Below are 22,240 nucleotides of genomic sequence, written 5' to 3'. Positions count from 1 at the left end.
GAAAAACTATGTTCCGTGCGTTGATTGTTGTGGTATTGCTCTTTACGACAGGGGTATCTGTTTGGCTGTTTCAGGAAAAACGAGCCAGCGTTGCTATTGCAAAGATGATGCTTGTCGATATTGAGCATTCCGCAGATGTCCTAGCGCTTTTAGAAAAAGACGAGTCAAGTTTCAAGAGTTCCGCTCAGCCACTCCTGTATCATGCATTTTTTGTCATAAATCAGTTGAGTGCGATGAAATTCGATCTGGATGATGTGGATGTAAAGCGTCTAGCCGGCATCTGTTATGTGCATCGTAAAATGAATGTCTGGTCAAATAGCGACGATGTTGTATTTGTTAATAGCAAAGCATATCTATCCAAAGAGGGCGTGGAAAATAAATGCAATTGATAGGCCCAGTAGCTTCGATTGGCGGAGCGTAATCCAGGGGATGAATGCAATACGGATTTCAAAACGGATTTAAGGGGTCAGGGCCCTCAAATTTACAGCTAACGAAGTGTAACTGGACGAACGGGACAGAGCGTGTGTTGCACGGTCAGTAATTGGGGTCAGAATCGATTTATGCGTTCACACAAGTACTTACGGCGATAAGGGACAGAGCCATTTGACTCTGACTAATTGACCTGAGTTGCGTGTAAGGAACTCAGGGCTTGGGGTGCGCCCCGACCTTCTGCGACAAATACAGGATAGCAGTAGCTCGTGTAGGAACGAGTAGCGCAGCGTAATCTTACGCATAGATTGCTTCCCTGCTCTGGGAAAAGAGGATTTGGTAAGCCTTCTTGATGGGGGCTCGCTGTGTCAAAGCGCGGTTGCGACCATATTTTGGTTTCGAAATACAGTGGGGGATTTATGAAGTATTTGCTAATTGTACTGTTGAGTTTGTTTGCAGGACGAGTAATGGCCGATCAGCCAACCTGTGCTACGACTGGCAGTGGCCCCTATTGCAGCTATACCGGTAAGGTAAAGTCGATTTATATCAATTCTGCCAATCTTATCTTGATTTCCTTTGATACCGGCTCTGTTACCACCGCCGCTGCGCAAGTTGGTATAACTGTCAGCAATGGTGACGCCGCTGCGTTTCTTGTGTCGGACAATGCCGATTTTGCCCATCTCTTTTATTCCACCGCGCTCAGTGCCCAAGCTACAGGCCGCCCGATCACTATACAGATGCGGGGAACGGTTAGCGGCTACATGAAGTTAGATCGGATCTGGCTGGCGCAGCCGTAAAGATCGGACGCAGTCACAAGCTGCGCAATTGCAAGTCGTGCTGCTCGGCTCGACTATTCAAAAAAGGCGAGCAGAGATTAGCAATCTGGCATTGCCTCGAGCTCGCCCATTGATCGGCCTTCATTGTTTGGTGTGCAAATGGCTATCCTTGCCAAACCGCGTACTCCGGCGGCGACCATTAGGTCGAGAGGTGGTCAACGATTTGCTCCTGATAACTAGTTGATGCGTTGGCCGCCGGCGGGTCGCCGTACACTCCTTGAAGGGAATTCGTCCGACGGACGAGTGAGAGGGAGTGTTTGCCATGTATCGCTTTGCGTTGCTGATAGTGCTTGCTGCTCTTTTTGGGCCTGCTACCGCTTCGGCCGAGCTGCCGGTGCAGCAATCCTGGCAGTGTCAGGTCGGCGGTATTCTGGTGGTGTCGAACACGCCATGCAGCAGTGGTGCGCAACCGGTCAGCGCCGCCACCTCGGTGATCTACCACTGCCAACACAACGGGGTATCCAGCTTTCAGCAACGGCCCTGCGGTGCGCATGACGATGTCGTGCATCTGTATCGCGATGAGCGGACCGCGGCAACGCTCGCGAGTGGCCAGAAAGTCCGCGCCGACACCTTGGCGCAAGCACAAGCCGCACGCTCAGCACCGGCAGCAAAGGGTGGTGGCGTTACGGTGGTCGGGGCGACCGCGTCAGCCAATCGCACCGCCGGTGATGGCAAGTCGGATGGTTATCGCAGTCCGAGTCGGGCACCGAAGAGTAATAGTGGCTATTGAGTATTTGGAAAAGAAAAGGGCAGCTTACGCTGCCCTTTTCTTTTTCGATTCAATTCAGAAACGTCGATTGTGGTGCTTCGTGCACTTTATGCGGGTGCGTTTGCCAGAACGACCAGTACTGACCTGACGACGGTGCGATATCAAACAAATGGAATGCGCAAGCGTGCTTCCAAGCCGCCTTCCGGCCGGTTGTGCAGTGAGATGCGCGCTTTGTGCATTTCGGCGATGCGTTTGACGATGGCAAGGCCAAGACCGGTGCCGCGGCCACCGCGCGCCGAGTCGCCGCGGGTGAACGGTTGGAACAGCCGTGGGATATCGCCTTCGTTGATGCCGGGGCCTTGATCCATTACCGACAGCACGACAAAGGTTTCTTCGATGCGGGTGCGGATGGTGACCGGCGGGCCGGCATAGCGCAGGGCGTTTTCGATCAGGTTGCGGACCAGCCGTTTCATTGCCAGTGCTTTGAACGGCACCGGTGGAATGTCGCCGAGATCGAACCGGACATCGCCTTCGTTGACGGTCGCGGCTTCACCGGCCATGCGCGCTAGTGCGTTCAGATCGCCGGGCTCGGAGCGCTCGTCGCGGCCATCGCGGACGAACGAAATGAACTGCGCGATGATCTCGTCCATGTCTTCGGTGTCGCGAACGATGCCTTCGCGCAAATCTTCGTATTCATCCGGCAGAAATTCGCTGGACAACCGAATCCGGGTCAGCGGGGTGCGCAGATCGTGCGAGATGCCGGCCAGCAGCATGGTGCGGTCTTGTTCGAGCTGATGAATGTCGCGCGCCATCTGGTTGAACGCCCGCGTCACCGCGATCAATTCCTGGGTGCCGGTTTCTTTCAATGCGCCGGGCGCGTCGCCACGGCCGAGTTCGCGGGCGGCAAATTCCAGTCGCCGCAGTGGCCGCGAGATCTGCCGGGCAAACACCCAGCCACCGAGCAAGGACAACAGCGAAATCACCGACAGATAAATCACCAGCGGCGGCGGATACACCGAATCAAACAGCGGCATCGGCAAGCGCAGCCAGACATCTTCCTTGTACGGCGAGCGCACCCAGAGCCAGAGTCCGTCGCTTTCTTCGATGCGCACTTCACTCGGAATCGGGCCATTCAATTGCCGGTTCAATTCGTCGGTCAGCGATTTGTACAGCACGGCATTGCCAAGTCCACGGGCATTGGCAGCGACGGTATTGAGCGTTTCGATATGGGTGGCTTGCTTGTAGCGCTCGGCCAGTTCCGGTGACAGCGGCGTGGTATCGCCGATGGCGTGCACCTTCACCTGCATGGCCACAAGATGCATCACTTGGCGGACAAAGGGCTGAACGATGTAAATCGATACCGAGTAATACGAGATGAACTGGTTGATCAGCAGCAGGCCGCCGATCAATAGCGCAATGCGCCCGAAGGTGCTTTTGGGAAGTAGTCGCATGGACGCGATGAGTTCTCTTAGCTTTTCTCCTTCTCCCTCGGGGAGAAGGTTAGGGATGAGGGGGCTGGCAAACGCGAGTCAGTGTGGCAAAAGGCTTCGTGCAAGCGGTTTTACACAGGCCGCTCAGCAAAGCTGCAAAAGCGGCGAAGAAAACTGCAATGCTCACTGCCCTCACCCCTGCCCCTCTCCCGGTGGGAGAGGGGAATCCGTTTAGCTGCCGCCACCGGCACCATCCGGGACAAACACATAACCGACGCCCCAGACGGTTTGGATATAGCGCGGCCGCTGCGGGTCGACTTCGATTAAGCGGCGCAAGCGCGACACTTGCACGTCAATCGAGCGCTCCAGCGCCGAGTAATCGCGACCGCGGGCGAGGTTCATCAGCTTGTCGCGTGACAGCGGTTGTCGGGCGTGTTGCACCAGTGCTTTCAGCACCGCAAATTCGCCGCTGGTCAGCGCCATCGGTTCGCCGTGCCGGAGCAGCTCGCGGGTGCCCAAATTGAGTGCGAAATCGCCAAAGCTGACGGTCACTTCTTCGGTGCTTGGTGCGCCCGGCACTTCTTTGGCCTGCCGGCGTAGCACCGCCTTGATGCGGGCCAGCAGTTCGCGCGGATTGAATGGCTTGGCGAGGTAGTCGTCGGCGCCGAGTTCGAGCCCGACGATGCGATCGACCTCGTCGCCTTTGGCAGTCAGCATGATGATCGGCATCTTGTTGCCGGCGCCGCGCAGGCGCTTGCAGATGCTGAGGCCGTCTTCGCCGGGCAGCATCAGATCCAGCACCATCAGGTGGTAGTTCTCCCGCTGCATCTGCTTGTCCATCTGCTCGGCATCGCCGACCGCGCGGGCTTGATAGCCTTGCTCGCGCAGGTAGCGCTCAAGCAGGCTGCGCAGGCGCAGGTCATCATCGACTACGAGGATTTTGGGGGTCTCTTCCGTTTGCATGCGGGCGTCTCTCGAGGGTTCAGGTACGGCGCGAGCCGGTCTTGCCGCGGCAGCTACCGCATCTGATCGGAGCAGTTGCCGGCCGTAGTGATAAGCTTGCGCGAACCGTTGCCGCCATTCCCGGCGGCCTGGTTACAAATTATGTCCTTTCTTGGACGCCCGCAACAGCAACCTTGCCAAGGAGAACTGCGTTGCCTGCCTGGTTTTTCCGTTTGATGCTGAATGTCTGGTCGCCGTTTCGTGGCGCCGGGATCAGGGTTCGCCATGTCAGCAAGGACTACCGCCACGTCGAGGTGGTGCTGAACGCTGGCCGGCTGAAGCGCAATTACGTCGGCACCCACTTCGGTGGTTCGCTGTACGCGATGACCGACCCGTTTTACATGCTGATGTTGCTGCACAACCTCGGCAAGGATTACTGGGTATGGGACAAGACCGCCAGCATCGATTACCTGACCGCCGCCAATGGCCCGGTGACCGCGCACTTCCGGCTCAGCGACGGCCAATTGGATGAAATTCGCTCGGCGACCCGCGATGGCGACAAGCATTTGCCGGAATTTCACATCGACATCACCGATGCTGCCGGCACGGTGGTGGCACGCGTGCACCGGACCATCTACGTTCGCCTGAAGAAACATCGTCGTCCCGTCAAGACTGATGATTCTGGTGATGAGTCTTTATAATCCGACCCCAATGGATGTGGGAAGTGTCGCAAGGGCGTCTGGAACGCCCGCGACCGGCCCATCCAACGCGTAGGTGTCTTTGAATTCTTTTGATTTCTTTGGCCTGTCTCATGCGCCGCCCATTGCGGCACCATGTGTCGGGTTGCGCGGTGAAGCCGCTAACCCGACCTACGCGATAACACCAACGGTTCCCACGATCGGCGTTTTTCCCGAATGCCGGCCCGCACGTAAAGGATTTGTCTCCCATGCTGGATATCGCGCAGCGCATTGCCGCCGAACTCAACGTCCGTCCGCAGCAGGTCAATGCCGCGGTCGCTCTGCTCGACGAAGGCGCCACCGTGCCATTCATTTCTCGTTACCGGAAAGAAGTCACCGGCGGCCTGACCGATACCGATCTGCGCAACCTCGAAGAGCGTCTCGGCTATTTGCGTGAACTGGAAGACCGTCGTGGTGCCATCCTGAAAAGCATTGCCGACCAAGGCAAGCTGACCCCGGAACTGGAAGGCCAGATCCGCACGGTGCAGAACAAAACCGAACTCGAAGATCTGTACCTGCCGTACAAACCGAAGCGCCGCACCAAAGGCCAAATCGCCCGTGAAGCCGGTCTGGAACCGCTGGCACTGGCACTGCACGGTGAGCCGTCGCTGGATCCGCAAGCCGAAGCGGCGAAGTATGTCGACGCCGACAAAGGCGTGGCCGATGTCACCGCAGCACTCGAAGGCGCGCGTTACATTTTGATGGAAGACTGGGCCGACGACGCGGCGTTGTTGGCCAAGCTGCGGACCAAGCTCAACCAGACCGCGCTGGTCGCCTCGAAAATGGTCGAAGGCAAGGAACAGGAAGGCGCCAAATTCCGCGATTATTTTGCGTTCTCGGAACAGATCAACAAAATCCCGTCACACCGCGCGCTGGCCTTGTTCCGTGGTCGCAACGAAGGCGTGCTGACGCTGACGCTGGTGCCGCAGCAAGTCGCCGAAGGCGAACGCGCCGATGCCGTCTGCGAAATGATGGTCGCCGAGCACGTCCATGTCGCCGACAAAAAACGCCCGGCCGATGCCTGGCTGATGCAAACCGCGCAGTGGACCTGGCGGATCAAGCTGGCGACCAAGTTCGAAACCGAATTGTTCAATGACGTGCGCGAACGCGCCGAAGCCGACGCCATCCGGGTATTCGCCAGCAACCTGCGCGATCTGCTGATGGCGGCGCCGGCCGGCGCCAAGACCACCATGGGCCTCGATCCGGGCCTGCGCACCGGCGTCAAATGCGTGGTCGTCGATGACACCGGCAAACTGCTGCACTATTCCGTCATTTATCCGCACCAGCCGCAGAACGAATGGAACAGCTCGCTGAAGCAGCTGTATTTGCTGTGCGCCAAATTCAATGTCGGCCTCATCAGCATCGGCAACGGCACCGCCTCGCGCGAAACCGACAAGCTGGCCGGCGAGCTGCTGAAGAATCATCCGGAGATCAAAGCGACCAAGGTCGTGGTCAGCGAAGCCGGCGCCTCGGTCTATTCGGCCTCGGAACTGGCAGCGAACGAATTTCCGGATCTGGATGTGTCGTATCGTGGCGCGGTGTCGATTGCCCGTCGCTTGCAGGACCCGCTGGCCGAGTTGGTCAAGATCGATCCGAAATCAATCGGCGTTGGCCAGTACCAGCACGACGTCTCGCAAGCGCAATTGGCCAAGATGCTCGATTCGGTGGTCGAGGATTGCGTCAACGCGGTTGGCGTCGATGTGAATACCGCTTCCGTACCGCTGCTGGCGAAAGTGTCGGGCCTGAACCGGACGCTGGCGAGCAATATCGTCGCCTTCCGCGACAAGAATGGCCGTTTCAAATCGCGCGCCGATTTGCTGAAAGTGGATCGGCTTGGTGAGCGTACCTTTGAACAAGCTGCCGGCTTCCTGCGCGTGATCGGTGGTGACAATCCGCTCGATGCCTCGGCCGTGCACCCGGAAGCCTATCCGGTGGTCGAGAAGATTCTGGCCAAGGCTGGCAAGAACTCGATCAAGGAAGTGATGGGCAATGTCAGCTTCCTGCGCACACTGAAAGTGACCGAATACACCGACGAGAAATTCGGCGCGCCGACCGTTACCGACATCGTTACCGAACTGGAAAAGCCGGGCCGCGATCCGCGCGGTGAATTCAAGACCGCCACCTTCAAGGACGGGGTCGAGAACCTCAGCGATTTGAAAGTCGGCATGCAGCTGGAAGGTTCGGTTACCAACGTCACCGATTTTGGTGCCTTCATCGACATCGGCGTGCACCAGGATGGACTGGCACACATTTCCCAGTTAGCCGATCGCTTCATCAAGGATCCGCGTGAGGCCGTGAAAGCCGGCGACGTGGTCAAAGTGACCGTCATGGAAGTGGACATTCCGCGCAAGCGGATCGCGCTGTCGCTGCGCTCGGACGCGCTCAGCATCATTGCCCAGGGCGGCACGGGTGCCACGCCGAAGAGCGGCGGCGGCAAGCAGCCGACCAGCTTCAGCAGCAAGCCCAAGCAGGACAAGCCGGCTTCGGTTGGCGGCTTTGGTGCGTTGCTGGCCGATGCCATGAAGAAAAAATAAGCCGATCGTGCCGGCCCGCTGCAGCGCGAGCAGCTATGTCGCGTTGCAGCATATTGTGCGCTATGCGGACAATCAGGCCGAACCGACGCGCCGCGCAGTGACCAAAATGGATCGCGGTCGTGATCGGCAAAAGTGGAGAGTTCAGAAAACTGTAAAAAAAGTTTGCGCAGCAAAAATTGCGGTGTTATAAAACCGTCGCTAGCGACACAAAGAAGCTTCGAGGACACGAAGCCCTGCAGACTGGAAAACTTCCGAAGCCCCCGTTAAAAGGGGCTTTTTATTTGCCTGAAGAAAAGTGGGAAGGAAGAAAAAATTCTCCGCTGACCGAAATGCGCTGCCACGAAATTGGCGCGTTCGATTTCAGTCAATCGCGCCGGACAAGTTTGTCAGCCGGTGCTCTCGGCACTTCCCCATCTGATTTCACAGATCAACTCAGCGGCTCCGGCGCAGGCCGATGCAGTCATGCCGTTGCAGACAAATCCAAGCATGCCTGCGCAGGTAAATTCAGGCGTGCCTGCGCAAACAAATCTATGCGTGCCGCCGCACTTTGCGGCTCTGCTTGCGGCGGGCGCGGATGGCTTCTTCCTGCCGGTAGCTGAAGCGCTGGTTCAGCACGATGAGGCCGGCGACGATCAACAGGGCGCCGGGGATGAAGCGGACGCCGGATTCAATCATGGCCAAGGCCATCAGGCCAAAACCGACATAGACATAGGGCAGTGCTTCGTAAACGGGTTTCGGTATCAGCATGATGGCCTCCGTAGGATCCCAATCCGTCGAGATTCGCTCGGTTTCTGCATGCGTGCCGGCGACTGCTCGCAAGATTTCCAGACCTTGGGCTAGTTGTAGCACCTTGAACGGCGTTTGCATCGCCGGCCGGAACCGCTAGAGTGGCAGTCCTTTCGCCCTCCAGCGTGTAAGACATTCGCCATGCACGGACGTACTTTCAATCTTTTGTTGGCCTTCTTTTGTCATGAGCTGCTGATTGCAGCCTATTACTTTCAATATGTTGTCGGCCTGAACCCGTGCCCGCTCTGCATCATCCAGCGGGTCGTGGTGTTCGCGCTGGCGGTCTGGTTTCTGGTCTTGGCGGCCATCAATGCCAAGCCGGGCACGCTGATGGCCAAGCTGGTCAATGGCATCGGCGTGCTGATCAGTCTGGCCGGTGTCGCCGCGGCTGGCCGCCAGGTCTGGCTGCAGTCGCTGCCACCGGCGGATATTCCGGCCTGCGGTCCGAGCCTGGAATACATGATGGACGTGTTTTCGGCCAACGAGATTCTGGCCGAGCTGCTCAAAGGCAGCGGCGATTGCGCCAAGGTCGACTGGACCCTGCTGGGCTTTTCGATGGGCGCGTGGATGCTGGTGGCATTTAGCTTGTTTGCGCTGATGTTCCTGTGGCGGGCGCTGCGCAAATAACGCGCGTCGCGGTTACCCGAAAAAAATCGCAGCTGCTGGCTGCGATTTTTTTTGAACCGGATGCTACCGCCGTTTGAATCGGCCAGCACTCAGAGTGGCAACTCGATCTGGTTTGACGGGCCCGGCAGCGCATCGGGATAGCTGTCGGCAAATGGCAAAAGAATGCGGAACACGCTGCCGCTGCCGAGGTTGGATTCCACTTCCATTTGGCCGTGCAACTGGTCGGTGACCAGAAAATACGACACCGACAAACCGAGGCCGGTGCCGCTGCCTTCATCTTTGGTGGTGAAAAACGGTTCGAACACCCGCTTGCGCACGGTCTCTTCCATACCGGAGCCATTGTCGCGCACCTCGACCACGCCGCGGCCGGCCAGCCGGTACAGGCGCAGATGGATTTGCGGATCATTGGTGGTGCTCAATGCCTGCGCGGCATTGGTCAGCAGGTTCAGAAAAACCTGCTCCAGCTGATTGCGCTGGGCGCGCACGCGCGGCAGGTTCGGTTCGTAATCGCGCTGGACCCGGATGCGGCGGAAATCGAATTTCTTTTTCTGGTTGTAATCGGTGGCGGCCAAACGCACCGCAGCGTCCATTGCGGCAGCCAGATCAATCGGCACCAACTCGCCGGTGCCGGGCCGGGCAAACGACAGCATGTCGGAAACAATGGCGGCGGCGCGTTCGCCCGCTTCCCGGATACCGGTCAGAAAATCCGGAATTCGCTGTTTTTCCAGATACTGGTGAATGATGCTGATATTGCTGCCGAGCTGTTTGGCGAGCTCGGCATTGCGCGGCCAGTCGAGCGCAATGCGACGCTCGATGTTCTGCGCGCTTTGCAAAATGGCGCCGAGCGGATTGTTGATCTCGTGCGCCATGCCAGCGGCCAGACCGCCGAGCGACAGCATCTTTTCCGACTGCACCAGCGTCTGTTCCATGCGCACCCGTTCGGTGATGTCATCGACCCGGATCACGACGCCGCGACCGCGCGACTGCAGCGGATACACCACCACGTCAAACAGATACGGCAGATCGTTCAGTCGTGCATGCATGCGGGTGGCGTGCTGCTGCTGACCGTAGCGGCTGGCTTCGGTCAGGCTGTCGATTTGGGCATCGAATTGCGGCAGCAAAATTTTCAGCGATTTTCCGTTGGCCTGACTGGCGTCGATGCCGGTCAATTGCGTTGCCTGCTGGTTCCATTGGGTGACCCGGCGCTGGGCATCGACGGTGATGATCACCGAGGGCATGCAATCGATGATGTCGGACAGCAGTGTCGACAATTCGCGGGCGCGTTTTTCGGCCAGATTGCGTTCGATAATCCGTCGCTGCAATTCCTCGGTGCGTTCCAGCATGCGGGTTTCGAGCAGGTTGCGGGCGCGCTCGACGGCGGCTTTCGATTCGAGCAGGGCATCGTCGGCCTGTTTGCGCGCAGTGATGTCGCGCACCAGTTCGATCAGACAAGGTTGATCGCGCCACCAGGCTTTACGGGCGCGCGACTCAACCGGCACCCGACGACCATCCGCGGCGCGATACCAGGTGTCGTAACTGATGGTGCGACCGCGTTCGAGGTAGTAACGGGTATGCGGGTGCTGACGCAAATAGCAATCGATATCAACGTCCCACAGCGTCCGGTTCAGCAGCTCTTCGCGCTTGTAGCCGAGCAGTTCGCAGGTGCGCCGGTTGACGTCGATGATCTGGCCGTCGAGCGTGCTGATCACCATCATGTCCGCGGCCGCGTCCATGAACTCGAGAAAATTGCGCTCCAGGCTGTGCAGCATGGCCTGGCCGCGGCGAACCCGCAGCAGCGCCAGCAGCAGCAGCACCACCACGCCCAGTGCGCCGATGATGGAAACCCAGAATTCCCAGGGCTGTGTGCGGCTGGTCTGCGGATGCCACCAGAGCAGCACCAGCGCCAGCGTGCCGAGCACGGTGACGACCGCGGCGCTGAGCAGCAGATACAGTTGGCGAGGCAGAAAGCGTCGGGACGGCAGGCCGAATGGCGTCATGGCATACGCAGGCTGGCGAGATCGATTAAGCGTAACTCAGCGCTGACCACTGCCGCCAGAGCTACCGGGCATCGATTCAGGTGTGTAACATCGGGTCAAAGGGCTGGAAGCCTAGATGTGTGTGGGGAGACACGCCGCCATGGCAATGTTGAAAAAAGCCGAAGCCACCCAGAGCCGGTTTGCTGGTCGTTTTGAAGCGGTTGACCGCTGGTTGGAAAACCGCAAGGGTCTGCTGGTGAGTTATCTGCAGTTGACCAGTGGTCAGGTTGCCCTGCCGAGCCGCAGCGCCATCGCCGAGTTCTGCAATGTGCTGGTCGATTATGTCTCAGCCGGTCATTTCGAAATCTACCAGGAGCTGCTGCAGCAGGCCGAGCGCACCAGCCCGGAAGCGGAAGCCGAAGTCAAAAGCCGCTATCCGCAACTCACCGCCAGTACTGATCTGGCGCTGGCCTTCAATGATCGCTACGCCGATGCCGAAGACGAGCTAATGATCCAGCATCTCGATGCCGATCTGGCCGCGCTGGGCGTTGCTCTGGCTGGCCGGTTCGAGCTGGAAGATGAATTGCTGGCGCTGCTGTTTGGCGATGAGGATTTGGCGGCGTGAGATCAAGCTCAGCGTTGAACAAGCAGGACGATAAGCGTTCAATGTCTGATATTTGGTTTCCACTCTTCGGCGTGTATCTACTCGTTGGTGCTGGCTACAGCTTCATAACGGCCAAATGGTTTCCGGGGTTTCCACCGCAGCTTGATGTCTTCATGATATTTGGGCACCCATTGGGTGCCTATATTGAGGGGATAATTGCAGCACTATTGGGCGCAGTTTTGATCTACTTTTCTTGGCGCGCGGCAGGCAAGGCTAAACGACAGCAATGATTAAACCGCCGGCATTCGAATAACGCAGTACATAAAAAAGGGCCGTCAGTGACGGCCCTTTTTATTGCAATACGTTCAGCGCCCCGGCGGCGAAAAGATGATGTGCTTGTGTTTGTCCATTTCGGCTTGCAAACCGCCAGACAGAAACAGCCCGAACATCTTGTAATCGGCAATCAGGGACCAGCGCGGGTAGGTGAACGTTGCCGGCCGGTTTTTCTCGATGCCGAAATGCGCGATCCAGGCCGGGCCGTAGCCGAGGATCAGTACCAGCCACAACCACGAATACAGGCCGAGCATCAGCAGGATGATCAGGCCCAGCGTTGCCGCTGTGGTGCCGACATAATGCAGTGCCCGGCAGGACGGCAAGCGATGCTCGGCCAGATAGTACGGCCAGAACTCGGCAAACGTTTGCAATCCTTTCGGGGTCATTTGTGGCCAGCCCGGAATGCGGGTTTCGTCAGAACTTATTTGCCAGCGGTTTTGATGTCGAGCAGTTCGACGTCAAACAGCAGCACCGCGTTCGGCGGAATGGTTTGGCCGGCACCGGCTTCGCCATAAGCGAGGTTCGACGGGATCACCAGTTGATACTTGGCGCCTTTGCTCATCAGCTGCAGCGCTTCGGTCCAACCCGGGATCACCTGGCCAACGCCGAATTCGGCCGGTTGACCGCGGTCCACCGAGCTGTCGAATTTCTTGCCGTCGACCAGCGTGCCGGTGTAGTGCACGACCACGGTGTCAGCCTTGGTCGGCTTGGTTTTGCCATCACCTTCGGTCACGACTTTGTACAGCAGGCCCGATTCGGTTTTGGTCCAGCCAGCTTCGCCTGCTTTGGCGGTCAGGAAGGCATCCGACTCGGTCTTTTTCTTCTCGTGTTCGGCTTTGGCCAACGCTTCCAGCTCGCCGCGGAAAGCGGTTTCAGCAGCGTTGATTTCTTCCGAGGTCAGACCCGGCTTGTCGGCCAGACCGTCGCGGAAACCGGCGGCCAGCGCGTCGTTATTCAGCGTGGCGCCCATGGCGCGGACATTTTCCATGTTGCCGCGGATCTGGTTGCCGACTTGCAGGCCGAAACCGTACATCGCGCGGTCAGCATTGCTGGTGAAAGTGCCAGCAGCAGCCGAAGAGGAAGTGGATTCGGCAGCTTTACCGCCGGCTTGAATGGCGTAATAGCCGGCACCGGCAATCACAGCCGCCAGCGCAACGCCGGCAATCAACATACGGTTCACAAAAGACTCCTGACGCAAAGAATTCGGTAGGTCCGCCTACGCGGCTCGGCGGCCATGCTACTAGGGCCGGTCGGCGACCGCCAGCCTGAGACTGTGCAGAACTGGCCATTTCTGCGCCATCCATGCCCCTGCCGCTTGGCGCCGGCTTCGGCGATACTGCCGGCCGGTACGACCGACAGGGAGCAGGCGCAATGGTGGCAAGGCAGACGGTATGGGCGTGGTTGCGGCCGCCGAAAGAGCGGGGCATCGCGCCCTGGCTCTATCTGGTTTATGCCCTGTTCCTGTTCTTCCATCACATTTTCCGACCATTCGACTGGGCGTTGCTCAGTCGAGATTTGGCCGTGCTGGCGGTATTTTTGCCGGCCTATCTGATCAGCTGGCGCTTGCCGAGCCGATGGCTGCCAGTGCCGACCGCGCTGATGATGGCGCTGGGCTTTCTGGCCGCCGAATGGAACCCCGGCGCGCCGACCCTGTTCATCTATGCGGCATCGCTGTCGGTCAATTACCACGAAACCCGGCAAGGCCTCCGCCATGTGTTGCTGGTGCTGCTGGTGTTGGCGGTCTGGTCCTGGCTGCGGCAACCGCCGATCTGGGTCTGGGCACCGGGGCTGGCGATGACGGCCGTGATCGGCTTCATCAATGTGTTCGAAGCCAACAATCGCCGTGGCCGCGAACGGCTGCTGCGTCAACAGGAAGAAATCGAATACCTTGCCGGCCTTGCCGAACGCGAACGCATCGCCCGCGATCTGCACGATCTGCTCGGTCACACGCTCAGTCTGATCACGCTGAAGGCCGAACTCGCCGGCAAATTGCTGGCGCGCAATCCGGACCATGCCAAAGCCGAAATCCGCGATATCGAAACCGCCGCCCGCGATGCGCTGCAAGAAGTGCGCGACGCCGTCACCGGCTACCGCGGCAGTGGTTTGCAACAGGAATTGAAACGGGTGGCGCAGGCGCTTCAAGTCGTCGGCATTGAGCAACAGATACAAGTGCAGGATCTGACGCTGCCACCGGCAATCGAGAATGTACTCAGTTTTGTCCTGCGCGAAGCGGTGACCAATGTCATCCGCCATGCCCGCGCCCAGCACTGCGCCATCCGCCTGTACCGCGCCGACCGTTACCTCGAACTCAGCATTCAGGATGACGGCAGCCAGCGCGCCGGCAATGAAGGCAACGGCCTGCGCGGTATGCGCGAACGGATCATCACGCTGAACGGCGAGTTTGAATTTGCCAGCGGTGATGGCCACTGTGTGCGGGTGCGAATTCCGATGACGCCGCAGTCTGCTCAAACAGATCTGGCTCAAGCTGTCGCCACGCAAGCCAATACGCAGAACCATTCGCACGCCCACTCACAAGACAACTCAGCAAACCAATCACAAAGCCAGACGATGCCACTGGCAACAACACCGAATCACAGTACGGCATCGTCAGCTGGCGCGGAGCCCGCGCCATGATCCGGGTGTTGCTGGTGGAAGATCAGGCCATGGTGCGCGGCGCACTGGCCGCGTTACTGGCGCTGGAAGCGGACATTGAAATCGTCGCTGCGGTGGCCAGCGTGCCGGCAGCCGAAGCCTTGCTTAGCGAGTGGGCAGCAACCGGCACGCTGCCCGACATTCTGCTCACCGATATCGAACTCGGTGCCGACAGCGGTCTGGATCTGGCGATTCGCGCCCGCGAACGCTGGCCGGCGATGCGGGTGGTGATTCTGACCACGTTTGCCCGCAGCGGTTTTTTGCGGCGCGCACTCGACTCCGGTGTGCGCGGCTATTTGCTGAAAGATGCGCCAGCCGAACAACTCGGCACGGCCATCCGCAATGTCCAGCGCGGCGGCCGCGCCATCGATCCCAGTTTGGCCGCGGCAGCCTGGGATGAACCGGATCCACTGACCGAACGTGAGCGCGTGGTGCTGAGGTTGGCTGGCGACGGCCAAGCCAGTGCCGATATCGCCCGCACCTTGTCGTTGTCGGAAGGTACGGTCAGAAACTATCTGTCGGAAGCCATCAGCAAACTTGGCGCCCGTAACCGTACCGATGCGGCACGACTGGCACGCGACAAAGGCTGGCTGTAGTACCTGACTCATTACAGCGTACCTGACTCATAACGTCGTGCCTGACGCATGACAGCGCGCATTGATTCATCACAGCAGGCATGACATATAACAGCACGCCTGGCTCAAACCGAGCACAGAAATCATGCTGCGCCCACGCTGACCGATATTTTTAATCAACACTTATTGCGAGTCGGCGTTGCCGTCATGTTGCTTGCGCACCGTGACAGTGCCGGTCGGCGCTTTTTTGTCCAGACCCTGACTTTTTCGCACCGCGGCAAACGCTTCGTGGGCGCAATCGGCGCTGGCGCTGCTGGCCAGACAGCGCTCGAATTCGCGCTGCAATTCCTCACCCACCGTCAGTACCGGTGGCGCCGCGACATAGCCAAGTGGACAACCGAGATCGGTACAGGCCGGAGCAGCTTCCGGTGGCTGATAAACCGAGGCAGGATGAAACGGGCGTGGCGACCGGCCACAACCGGTGACGGCGGCAAGCGCCAACAACAGCAGAGTGAAATGACGCAAACGCAAGCTCCGGCAACTATGCGGTTGCCAGCGGCAACACCGGCAAACGCATTGGGCTGGCTTGGAGCAAACCGCGCGCTTACGGTTCCGTTGTCTGGGTCACTTTTGTTTGTTCGTATTGCGCTACAACCAACGTGACGATTGCCAGTTTGTTTGCTGCGAGGCTATTTTGAACCCGCCACTTGGAACCTGACACGAGTCTGGTTCAGCCAGCGCCATCCATCTGCACCGCCTGCTGCGCCAGCGCTTCCAGCAACTGAGTGGTAGCGGGCGGCATGACCCGGTGCGCCATTTCCAGATACGCGGTCAGGGATTTCTGGATGGCGGCCAAGCGATCGGATTGTTTGTTGATCTGGCGCGCCTGCTGCGCCAGCCGTTGTTGAATCGCTTTCTCGCCGGCGAGTTCAGCATCTTTCAAGGCTTGATAGTAAGCCGGTATGGCCAGCAGCTTGGCTTCCTTGCGCAGTGCGCGCAATTCACCGACGTGATCGCCAAGGCCGCCGATGCTGGCTTGCAGCGCCTGCCATTCCAGCTTGCCAATGGCGCCGCGACCGCTGCTGCCATGCCAGTAGGCGTAGAGCAGGCAGTTGATATCCAGGCCATAGGTGTCCTGCAGCATCAGCAGCGCCTGTTCGACGCCGTTGAGGCAGTAGAACGACAGCGAGAACTGCCAGAACGCTTCGCTGGCGGTGGGTTCATTCGGTTTCATGAACGGGTGTTATCCGGTAACGGGCGCGATCGCATCAAAGCGGTCCGCGCAACAACAGGAACAGGCTCAGCAGCAGCAATAGCGCGCTGCCGACGGTCAGTATCGCGCGGCGCAGGGGCAATTGCTGCAATTCCGACACGGTCATGACCAGCAGCAATAAAAACCAGACGTTCAACACGGTACGTATGCCGGTGCTGATGCGGATCAGCAGGCTGTCGACACCCGGCTCGCGCCAGAGCATTTCCAGCACCACCAGCAGCAAGCTGTAGGCCATGGGTACCAGCGCCAGACTGATGCCACGACGCATCGCGCTCGGGGTCACCGTGCCGCCAAACCAGCGGCCGAGTTGGCGCAGCAGAAACGCCATGATGAACACATGCAGCAAACCGGATAAGGGACCGAGCAGCAGCGCCATGGTCAGCAGGCCTTGCAAGCCGGTGGCGGGCATGGTCGGCACGGTTGTCGGCAGAGTCCCGGATTGCGCCAGGGCAAACGTTTCCAACACCGCGGCGATGCCGGCCAGGATCGCCGGCAGCCATTGCGACAGGCGCGGCGGCCGGCCAATTTCTTGCCTTAAGACAGCGCGTGGTTTCAGCCACATGTCGCGCCAGATTGACAGCGGCGGCGCGTCAGGTGCGGACGGTCCGGTCGTGCCGGGTTGTTCGGTGTTCAGGTCTGACATTGTGGGCAATAACCGGTTGTGCGATTGGCGAGGCGCGCTTCTTTGATCACGCTACCACAGGCGTGGCAACGTTCACCGGCGCGGCCGTAAACATTCAGTTCCTGGGCAAAGTAGCCGGGCTCACCATCGCTGTTGAGAAAATCGCGCAGCGTAGTTCCGCCGCGGCTGATGGCGTAGCTGAGAATTTCCCGAATCACTTCGGCCAGCACCAGATAGCGCTCGCGGCCGACCCGGCCGGCTTGCCGCAGCGGATGGATGCCGGCGCGGAACAATGCTTCCTGCGCGTAGATGTTGCCGACGCCAACCACGACATGATTGTCCATCAGAAAACTTTTGATCGGTGCCTTGCGGCCGCGTGACAAGGTAAACAGATAATCGCCGTCAAACTCATCGCCAAGCGGCTCCGGGCCGAGCTCGGTGATGAGCGGGTGCTCCGCCATTTTCTTGGTGAACAAGAAACAGCCGAACCGGCGCGGATCGTGATAGCGCAGCTCATCGCCGCTGCCGAGCAGCAGCGCCAGATGATCATGCGTGCGGTATTCGTGTTCGGAATTGGCGACGTCGGTGATCACCCGCCACGAACCGGACATGCCGAGATGGCTGATCACGGTGCCGTGTTCGAATTGAAACAACAAATACTTGGCGCGCCGCTCCAGTGCCTGCACGACGCGGTTTTTCAGTTGCCGCGGCAGGTTTGGCTCGACCGGCCAACGCAGGCGCGCTTCGCGCACCAACAGGCGTTCGATTGTTTGTCCAACCACGTGCGGTTCGAGCCCGCGCCGGGTGGTTTCGACTTCCGGTAATTCAGGCATGCCGTTGACTCATGAATGCAATGCGGCCGGGAAAATGGGTTTGCTCACTGGCGACGCCAGCGCCATTGATAAATGCCGAGCCCGAGCAGCAATAGCAGCGGCAGCAATACCGGCAGGCCAACGCGATACCACTGCAACAACGCGGGCGGCAGCAACAGATCGGCGTCGGCGGCGCGATCATCGGTTGCGGCAATGGCATCTTCACCAAACGCCAGCCATTGCAGCAGCGCCACCGCCAGCGAGGCATTGCCGTAATTGTTGATGGCGGTATCCGCGGCAAAGTGACCGTCACCGATCACAACCACACGCTGGTGCTTCGGACCGAGTTCGCGCTGCAAGGCAAGCCCAAGCGTAAACGCGCCGCGCGGAGCATCGAGCGGCACGCTGGTTTGATTGGCATCGCTGACGATTACGCTGTCGCTGCTGCTGCTCAGAATGGCCTGGCCGGTGAAGCCATTGCTCGGGGTAAATTGCAGCGCCGCCGCCCACGGCAGCGCCGTCAGACTGGTGACGCCTTTCAGTGCCGGATGCGCGGGGTAATGATCCACCAGCGCAATGGCCGGATGCGGGCTGCCACGTTGCACGCCGGCCAAATCCAGCACGGTGCCGGGCACGCGACTGACGCCGAGTGCCTGCTCCAGCGGGGCAAAGCCAGTCGGTTCGTCGGGTTCGCGTAACCAGAGCAGGGCGCCGCCGCGATCCAGATACTGGCCTATGGCGCGCAGCTCGTCCGGCAGATAAGCGCTGGTCGGCGAGGCCAGCACTAACGCGCTGGTGTTGTCGGGAATACTCGAGCCTGCCTGAAGTTGCAGTGACAATGCGCGAATACCTTGGTTGCCAAGAAGTTGCTTTAGCGTGGCGAAATCACGAGGACTGTTGCCAAACAATCTGCGCTCACCATGACCTTCTAAAAAAACCAAAAATTGGTCGCTCCGCCGTTGCAAACGGACGAGCCAAGTAGCGGCTTTTCGAGCGAGATCGGACGTCGGCAATTTCAGCCAAGCCGATTGCCCGGCTACGCTTATCAGTAGCCCTTCGCGACCGGGCAAGGTGTCGCGTTCCGCCGCGGTTAGTTCGTCGGGGTGAACTCCTCCGACTTCGAGTTTGGAATGGTAAACCTTCAGGATCTGTAACGCCGCGATATAGTCACGCCGTCGTTCTGGATCGGCACTGACTGCTAGCAGGCGATCGAAATTAGGTAGAGATTGCAAAGAAATTTGTTCTGCGGGGCTCAATGTGGCTTCGCTTTGTGGTTGCCACCGCCACGGCAGCCAGCTGGCGCCAACGGCGAGGCCGAGCAGCAGCAGTGTGAGCAGGCGCGACGAGCGCGCCACGCGGGCGTAACGGCTGGCGATCAGCAGGCGCCACAGCGCCAGCAACAGCAGCAGATAAAACAGCGTGCCGGCAGCGGCAATGGCGCCGTCGCGAAAGCTGCGAAACAGACCGAGCGGCGTAGGCAGCAGCGTTTGCAATTCGAGCGCGGCGACGAGCGCCATGGCCAGATAACCGAGCGCCAAGGCGGCAGCCAGTGCCCGTACCTGCAGCGCCAGCCAGAGACTGAGCCAGAGCAAACTGAGTCCGAGCAGCAGCAAACCGAGGCCGGCACTGCACAGCAGCCACAGCGACAGCGCACTGGCGAATTTGAGCAAGGCCAATTGCAGCAACAGCAAAACCGGAACGGCGAGCAACAGGCCGCTGCCGACCAGCAAGGTCGGCAACAACCAGCGAGCATTGCGGGCAGCCGACAAGCGCCGATACGGTGCCTGCAGTGCCGAGCGCATGGCTGCGGCGAGCAGTGGTGCAGTCAACAGCAGCAACGCCGCCAGCACGCCGAGCACCGGCGTCAGCAAATCATTGCCGACCGACAGATTGCGCACGCCACCGGCTTGCAGCGCCAGATAGTTGTCGAGCTGGCCGCGCAGCAGCCAGGTTGCACTCAGTGCCTGCAGCAACAGCGCCGCCAGCACCAGCGGTTGCCGCAGCAGCCGAAGCAGTTCGCGGCCGATGCCGGTGTCACGGTTTTCTGAATGACCGGTGTCATGGTTTTCTGATTGAGTGGAAGTCATGGTCATCAGCCGGCCCGCCGCCACGGTGACGGCAGCGCGCTGACCGGGCCGTCGTGACGCAGGCCGATGGTGCCGCTGTCGAGCGCCGCCAACAGCAGCGCCCGTTCAATGCAATCCGGCAAGCGTTCAATGTGGTGACTGACCAGGATCACGGCGGTGTTCCGGTCGCGATTGAGCCAGTCGTTGAGCAGGGCTTGCTGCTCCGGATCGAGGCCATTACCCGGCTCGTCGAGCAGCAGCACGTCCGGCTTGGCCAGCGTCGCCAAGGCCAGCCCCAGCCGCTGCCGAAAGCCGAGCGACAACGAACCGACCGGCCGGGCAGCGACCCCGGCGAGCTGCCAGTCGGCCAGCGCCTCGCTTACCGCAATGGCCGGCAGGCCATGCAGGGCGGCGGCATCGGCCAGGCTTTCCTGTACGGTCAGCTCCGTCAGCTGTTCCAGCCCGTCGCCGGCCAGCGCCAGCCGGGCGGGTCGGGAAATCCAGCCACTGGCCGCCGGCAGCAGGCCAGCCAGCGCCAGCAGCAGGCTGGTTTTGCCGCCACCATTGGGGCCGAGCAGCGCCAGCTTCTCGCCCGGTCGCAGCAGAAACGTCACTGGGCCAAGCCGCAATGCGCCGCGCCGGAGCACCAGATCGGCCACTGCGAGCGCATCGGGCGAAGGCGCCTGGGCGCCGGGCACAACCGTTTCCGTCATTGCGGTACGCACGTCTTTTGTCAGGACAGAGGGCGCCAACTATACCGGACTGGCTGGCCAATTCGGGCGTGGCCGGCGGCCAGCTTGCAGCGCGTTGCCGGCCGGGTCTTAGATCGGAGCATTCCTTGTTCGGTCCGTGCCGGCCGCGTATCCTGCACACGCTGCAGCCGTTCCGGCTGCCTCCGGAGTTGTATATGTACGGTTTGCTTGATCTCAGCCTGGGTGGTTACATCCTGGCGACTTTCATCCTGACTCAAATCACCATTGCTGCTGTCACGCTGTATCTGCACCGCTGCCAAGCCCACAAGGCGATCGACCTGCATCCGATCGTCAGCCATTTTTTCCGGCTCTGGCTCTGGCTCACCACCGGCCAGAACACCAAAGCCTGGGCCGCGATTCATCGCAAGCATCACGCCCGCTGCGAAACCGAAGACGATCCGCACAGCCCGCAAGTGCTGGGCCTCGGTAAAGTGATGCGCGAAGGCGCCGAGCTCTACCAAAAAGAAGCGGTCAACGAAGAAACCCTGCGCAAATACGGTCACGGTACGCCGAATGACTGGATCGAGAACACGCTGTACACGCCGTACAACTATCTCGGCATCGCGATCATGTTTGTCGTCGACCTGCTGCTGTTCGGTGTGCCCGGCATCACCATCTGGGCGATCCAGATGGTCTGGATCCCGTTTTGGGCTGCTGGCGTCATCAACGGTGTTGGCCACTACTACGGTTACCGCAATTTTGAATGCCCGGATGCCGCGACCAATATCCTGCCGCTCGGCCTGTTCATCGGTGGCGAAGAGCTGCACAACAACCACCACACCTTCGGCACCAGCGCCAAGTTTTCGGTGAAGTGGTATGAGTTCGATATCGGCTGGGGTTATCTGAAAGTGCTGGGCTGGCTCAAGCTGGCCAAAGTCAATCGGGTCGCACCGAAACTGGTTCGTGAAGACAGCCGGCAACACATCGACATGGCCACGCTGACCGCCATCGTCAACAACCGTTATCAAGTGCTGGCGCAATACTCGCGCGACGTAGTCAAGCCGATCTGGAAAGCCGAGCGCGCCAAGGCTGAAGCGGCCATGGCCGACTTGCTCAAGCGCGCCCGCCGCGGTCTGTTCCGCGACGAACGCCTGCTCAAAGGCGTCGACAAAGAACGGCTGCAAAAAGCGCTGGCCGAAAACGAAATGCTGCGCAAAGTGCAGGAATTCCGCGAGCGTCTGCAACAGCTCTGGCAAAACGCCAGCCTGAGCCGCGACGAGCTGGTCGCCGCACTGCGCAAGTGGTGCGAAGAAGCGGAAGCGACCGGCATTCGGGTGTTGCAGGATTTCGCCCGGTCGTTGCGTGGGGTAGTACCGCAAGCGGCGTAATCTGTTCTAGTTGTAAAACAAACGGCCCGTTGGGGCCGTTTGTTTTTGTCGAAGAATCGTCGCTCCCCTGTGTTCGATTGTCTGCACGGTTTGGCAATCGATGGAGGTCGCCGGGTCTCGCCCCGGCGGGCGCCTCACTTTTCTTGCTCGTGCAAGAAAAGTAAGCAAAAGAACACGCCCCACGCGCCAGAATCGTTTCGTTGCTTCGGAAACTCCG

Annotated in this window: 23 protein-coding genes; 11 read left to right on the top strand and 12 right to left on the bottom strand. The window is 59.8% G+C overall.

Annotated features, from left to right (window positions below):
- Positions 1-8 precede the first annotated feature (8 nt).
- The 3 genes from HPT27_RS01360 to HPT27_RS01350 all read left to right on the top strand — a co-directional run bounded on the left by HPT27_RS01360 (position 9) and on the right by HPT27_RS01350 (position 1,995).
- Positions 9-389 carry a hypothetical protein gene (locus HPT27_RS01360; RefSeq protein WP_172237858.1) on the top strand — a complete coding sequence of 127 codons (381 nt, stop codon included), beginning with the start codon at positions 9-11 and terminating at the stop codon, positions 387-389.
- A gap of 459 nt (positions 390-848) precedes the next feature.
- Positions 849-1,226 carry a hypothetical protein gene (locus tag HPT27_RS01355; RefSeq protein WP_172237855.1) on the top strand — a complete coding sequence of 126 codons (378 nt, stop codon included), beginning with the start codon at positions 849-851 and terminating at the stop codon, positions 1,224-1,226.
- Between the two features lie 301 nt (positions 1,227-1,527).
- Positions 1,528-1,995, top strand: coding sequence for a hypothetical protein (locus HPT27_RS01350; protein WP_172237852.1), 468 nt, complete (start codon positions 1,528-1,530; stop codon positions 1,993-1,995).
- 140 nt (positions 1,996-2,135) lie between these two features.
- On the opposite strand, the gene envZ is transcribed toward HPT27_RS01350, so the two are convergent.
- Positions 2,136-3,425: a two-component system sensor histidine kinase EnvZ gene (envZ, locus tag HPT27_RS01345; RefSeq protein WP_172237849.1), complete on the bottom strand. Its 1,290-nt coding sequence runs from the start codon at positions 3,423-3,425 to the stop codon at positions 2,136-2,138.
- A gap of 210 nt (positions 3,426-3,635) precedes the next feature.
- Positions 3,636-4,367 (bottom strand): osmolarity response regulator transcription factor OmpR, encoded by a 732-nt coding sequence (gene ompR, locus HPT27_RS01340; RefSeq protein WP_172237845.1) that lies wholly within the window; start codon positions 4,365-4,367, stop codon positions 3,636-3,638.
- Positions 4,368-4,558: 191 nt separating this feature from the next.
- Between ompR and HPT27_RS01335 the strand changes: the two genes are divergently transcribed.
- Together HPT27_RS01335 and HPT27_RS01330 are read left to right on the top strand one after the other, a co-directional pair.
- Entirely contained in the window at positions 4,559-5,047 is a 489-nt protein-coding gene (locus HPT27_RS01335; RefSeq protein WP_407950661.1) for a DUF4442 domain-containing protein, read from the top strand.
- A 245-nt stretch (positions 5,048-5,292) separates the two neighbouring features.
- Positions 5,293-7,617 (top strand): Tex family protein, encoded by a 2,325-nt coding sequence (locus HPT27_RS01330; protein WP_172237842.1) that lies wholly within the window; start codon positions 5,293-5,295, stop codon positions 7,615-7,617.
- Between the two features lie 528 nt (positions 7,618-8,145).
- Here the strand turns inward: HPT27_RS01330 and HPT27_RS01325 are convergent.
- On the bottom strand, positions 8,146-8,364 hold the full coding sequence (locus tag HPT27_RS01325; protein ID WP_172237839.1) for a hypothetical protein: 219 nt from the start codon (positions 8,362-8,364) through the stop codon (positions 8,146-8,148).
- Between the two features lie 180 nt (positions 8,365-8,544).
- On the opposite strand from HPT27_RS01325, the gene HPT27_RS01320 reads away from it, so the two are divergent.
- Entirely contained in the window at positions 8,545-9,030 is a 486-nt protein-coding gene (locus HPT27_RS01320; RefSeq protein ID WP_172237836.1) for a disulfide bond formation protein B, read from the top strand.
- Positions 9,031-9,119: 89 nt separating this feature from the next.
- Here the strand turns inward: HPT27_RS01320 and HPT27_RS01315 are convergent, their stop codons facing one another.
- On the bottom strand, positions 9,120-11,027 hold the full coding sequence (locus tag HPT27_RS01315; RefSeq protein WP_172237833.1) for a PAS domain-containing sensor histidine kinase: 1,908 nt from the start codon (positions 11,025-11,027) through the stop codon (positions 9,120-9,122).
- A gap of 139 nt (positions 11,028-11,166) precedes the next feature.
- On the opposite strand from HPT27_RS01315, the gene rsd reads away from it, so the two are divergent.
- Positions 11,167-11,631: a sigma D regulator gene (rsd, locus tag HPT27_RS01310; RefSeq protein ID WP_172237830.1), complete on the top strand. Its 465-nt coding sequence runs from the start codon at positions 11,167-11,169 to the stop codon at positions 11,629-11,631.
- A 41-nt stretch (positions 11,632-11,672) separates the two neighbouring features.
- Positions 11,673-11,900 (top strand): hypothetical protein, encoded by a 228-nt coding sequence (locus tag HPT27_RS01305; protein WP_172237827.1) that lies wholly within the window; start codon positions 11,673-11,675, stop codon positions 11,898-11,900.
- A 75-nt stretch (positions 11,901-11,975) separates the two neighbouring features.
- Here HPT27_RS01305 and HPT27_RS01300 read toward each other — a convergent pair whose 3' ends face one another.
- Positions 11,976-12,329, bottom strand: a complete 354-nt coding sequence (locus HPT27_RS01300; RefSeq protein WP_172237824.1) for a DUF962 domain-containing protein — start codon at positions 12,327-12,329, stop codon at positions 11,976-11,978.
- A 35-nt stretch (positions 12,330-12,364) separates the two neighbouring features.
- On the bottom strand, positions 12,365-13,114 hold the full coding sequence (locus tag HPT27_RS01295) for an FKBP-type peptidyl-prolyl cis-trans isomerase (protein WP_211197993.1): 750 nt from the start codon (positions 13,112-13,114) through the stop codon (positions 12,365-12,367).
- 200 nt (positions 13,115-13,314) lie between these two features.
- On the opposite strand from HPT27_RS01295, the gene HPT27_RS01290 reads away from it, so the two are divergent.
- Both HPT27_RS01290 and HPT27_RS01285 read left to right on the top strand, forming a co-directional pair.
- A complete protein-coding gene (locus HPT27_RS01290; protein ID WP_172237818.1) occupies positions 13,315-14,577 on the top strand; it encodes a sensor histidine kinase in 1,263 nt (420 codons plus the stop codon).
- Positions 14,574-15,191, top strand: a complete 618-nt coding sequence (locus HPT27_RS01285; RefSeq protein WP_172237815.1) for a response regulator transcription factor — start codon at positions 14,574-14,576, stop codon at positions 15,189-15,191. Before HPT27_RS01290 ends, HPT27_RS01285 begins: the two co-directional genes overlap by 4 nt.
- A 162-nt stretch (positions 15,192-15,353) precedes the next feature.
- Here HPT27_RS01285 and HPT27_RS01280 read toward each other — a convergent pair whose 3' ends face one another.
- The 6 genes from HPT27_RS01280 to HPT27_RS01255 all read right to left on the bottom strand — a co-directional run bounded on the left by HPT27_RS01280 (position 15,354) and on the right by HPT27_RS01255 (position 20,656).
- On the bottom strand, positions 15,354-15,695 hold the full coding sequence (locus HPT27_RS01280) for a hypothetical protein (protein ID WP_172237812.1): 342 nt from the start codon (positions 15,693-15,695) through the stop codon (positions 15,354-15,356).
- 205 nt (positions 15,696-15,900) lie between these two features.
- Positions 15,901-16,404 (bottom strand): TIGR02444 family protein, encoded by a 504-nt coding sequence (locus HPT27_RS01275; RefSeq protein ID WP_172237809.1) that lies wholly within the window; start codon positions 16,402-16,404, stop codon positions 15,901-15,903.
- A gap of 34 nt (positions 16,405-16,438) precedes the next feature.
- Positions 16,439-17,086, bottom strand: coding sequence for a Yip1 family protein (locus tag HPT27_RS01270; RefSeq protein WP_172237806.1), 648 nt, complete (start codon positions 17,084-17,086; stop codon positions 16,439-16,441).
- Positions 17,074-17,898 carry a bifunctional DNA-formamidopyrimidine glycosylase/DNA-(apurinic or apyrimidinic site) lyase gene (mutM, locus tag HPT27_RS01265; RefSeq protein WP_172237803.1) on the bottom strand — a complete coding sequence of 275 codons (825 nt, stop codon included), beginning with the start codon at positions 17,896-17,898 and terminating at the stop codon, positions 17,074-17,076. Before mutM ends, HPT27_RS01270 begins: the two co-directional genes overlap by 13 nt.
- Before the next feature lie 44 nt (positions 17,899-17,942).
- Positions 17,943-19,964, bottom strand: coding sequence for a Gldg family protein (locus HPT27_RS01260; RefSeq protein ID WP_172237800.1), 2,022 nt, complete (start codon positions 19,962-19,964; stop codon positions 17,943-17,945).
- Between the two features lie 5 nt (positions 19,965-19,969).
- The gene (locus tag HPT27_RS01255; protein WP_172237797.1) at positions 19,970-20,656 is read right to left on the bottom strand and encodes an ATP-binding cassette domain-containing protein; all 687 of its coding nucleotides are present in this window, start codon (positions 20,654-20,656) and stop codon (positions 19,970-19,972) included.
- A 188-nt stretch (positions 20,657-20,844) separates the two neighbouring features.
- On the opposite strand from HPT27_RS01255, the gene HPT27_RS01250 reads away from it, so the two are divergent.
- Positions 20,845-22,023, top strand: coding sequence for a DesA family fatty acid desaturase (locus HPT27_RS01250; protein WP_211197992.1), 1,179 nt, complete (start codon positions 20,845-20,847; stop codon positions 22,021-22,023).
- The last annotated feature ends 217 nt before the right edge of the window (positions 22,024-22,240 follow it).

This window comes from Permianibacter fluminis, from assembly GCF_013179735.1.
Classification (GTDB): domain Bacteria; phylum Pseudomonadota; class Gammaproteobacteria; order Enterobacterales; family Permianibacteraceae; genus Permianibacter; species Permianibacter fluminis.
Note: the sequence above shows the minus strand (reverse complement) of the source record. Positions and strands in the feature narration are given on the sequence as shown.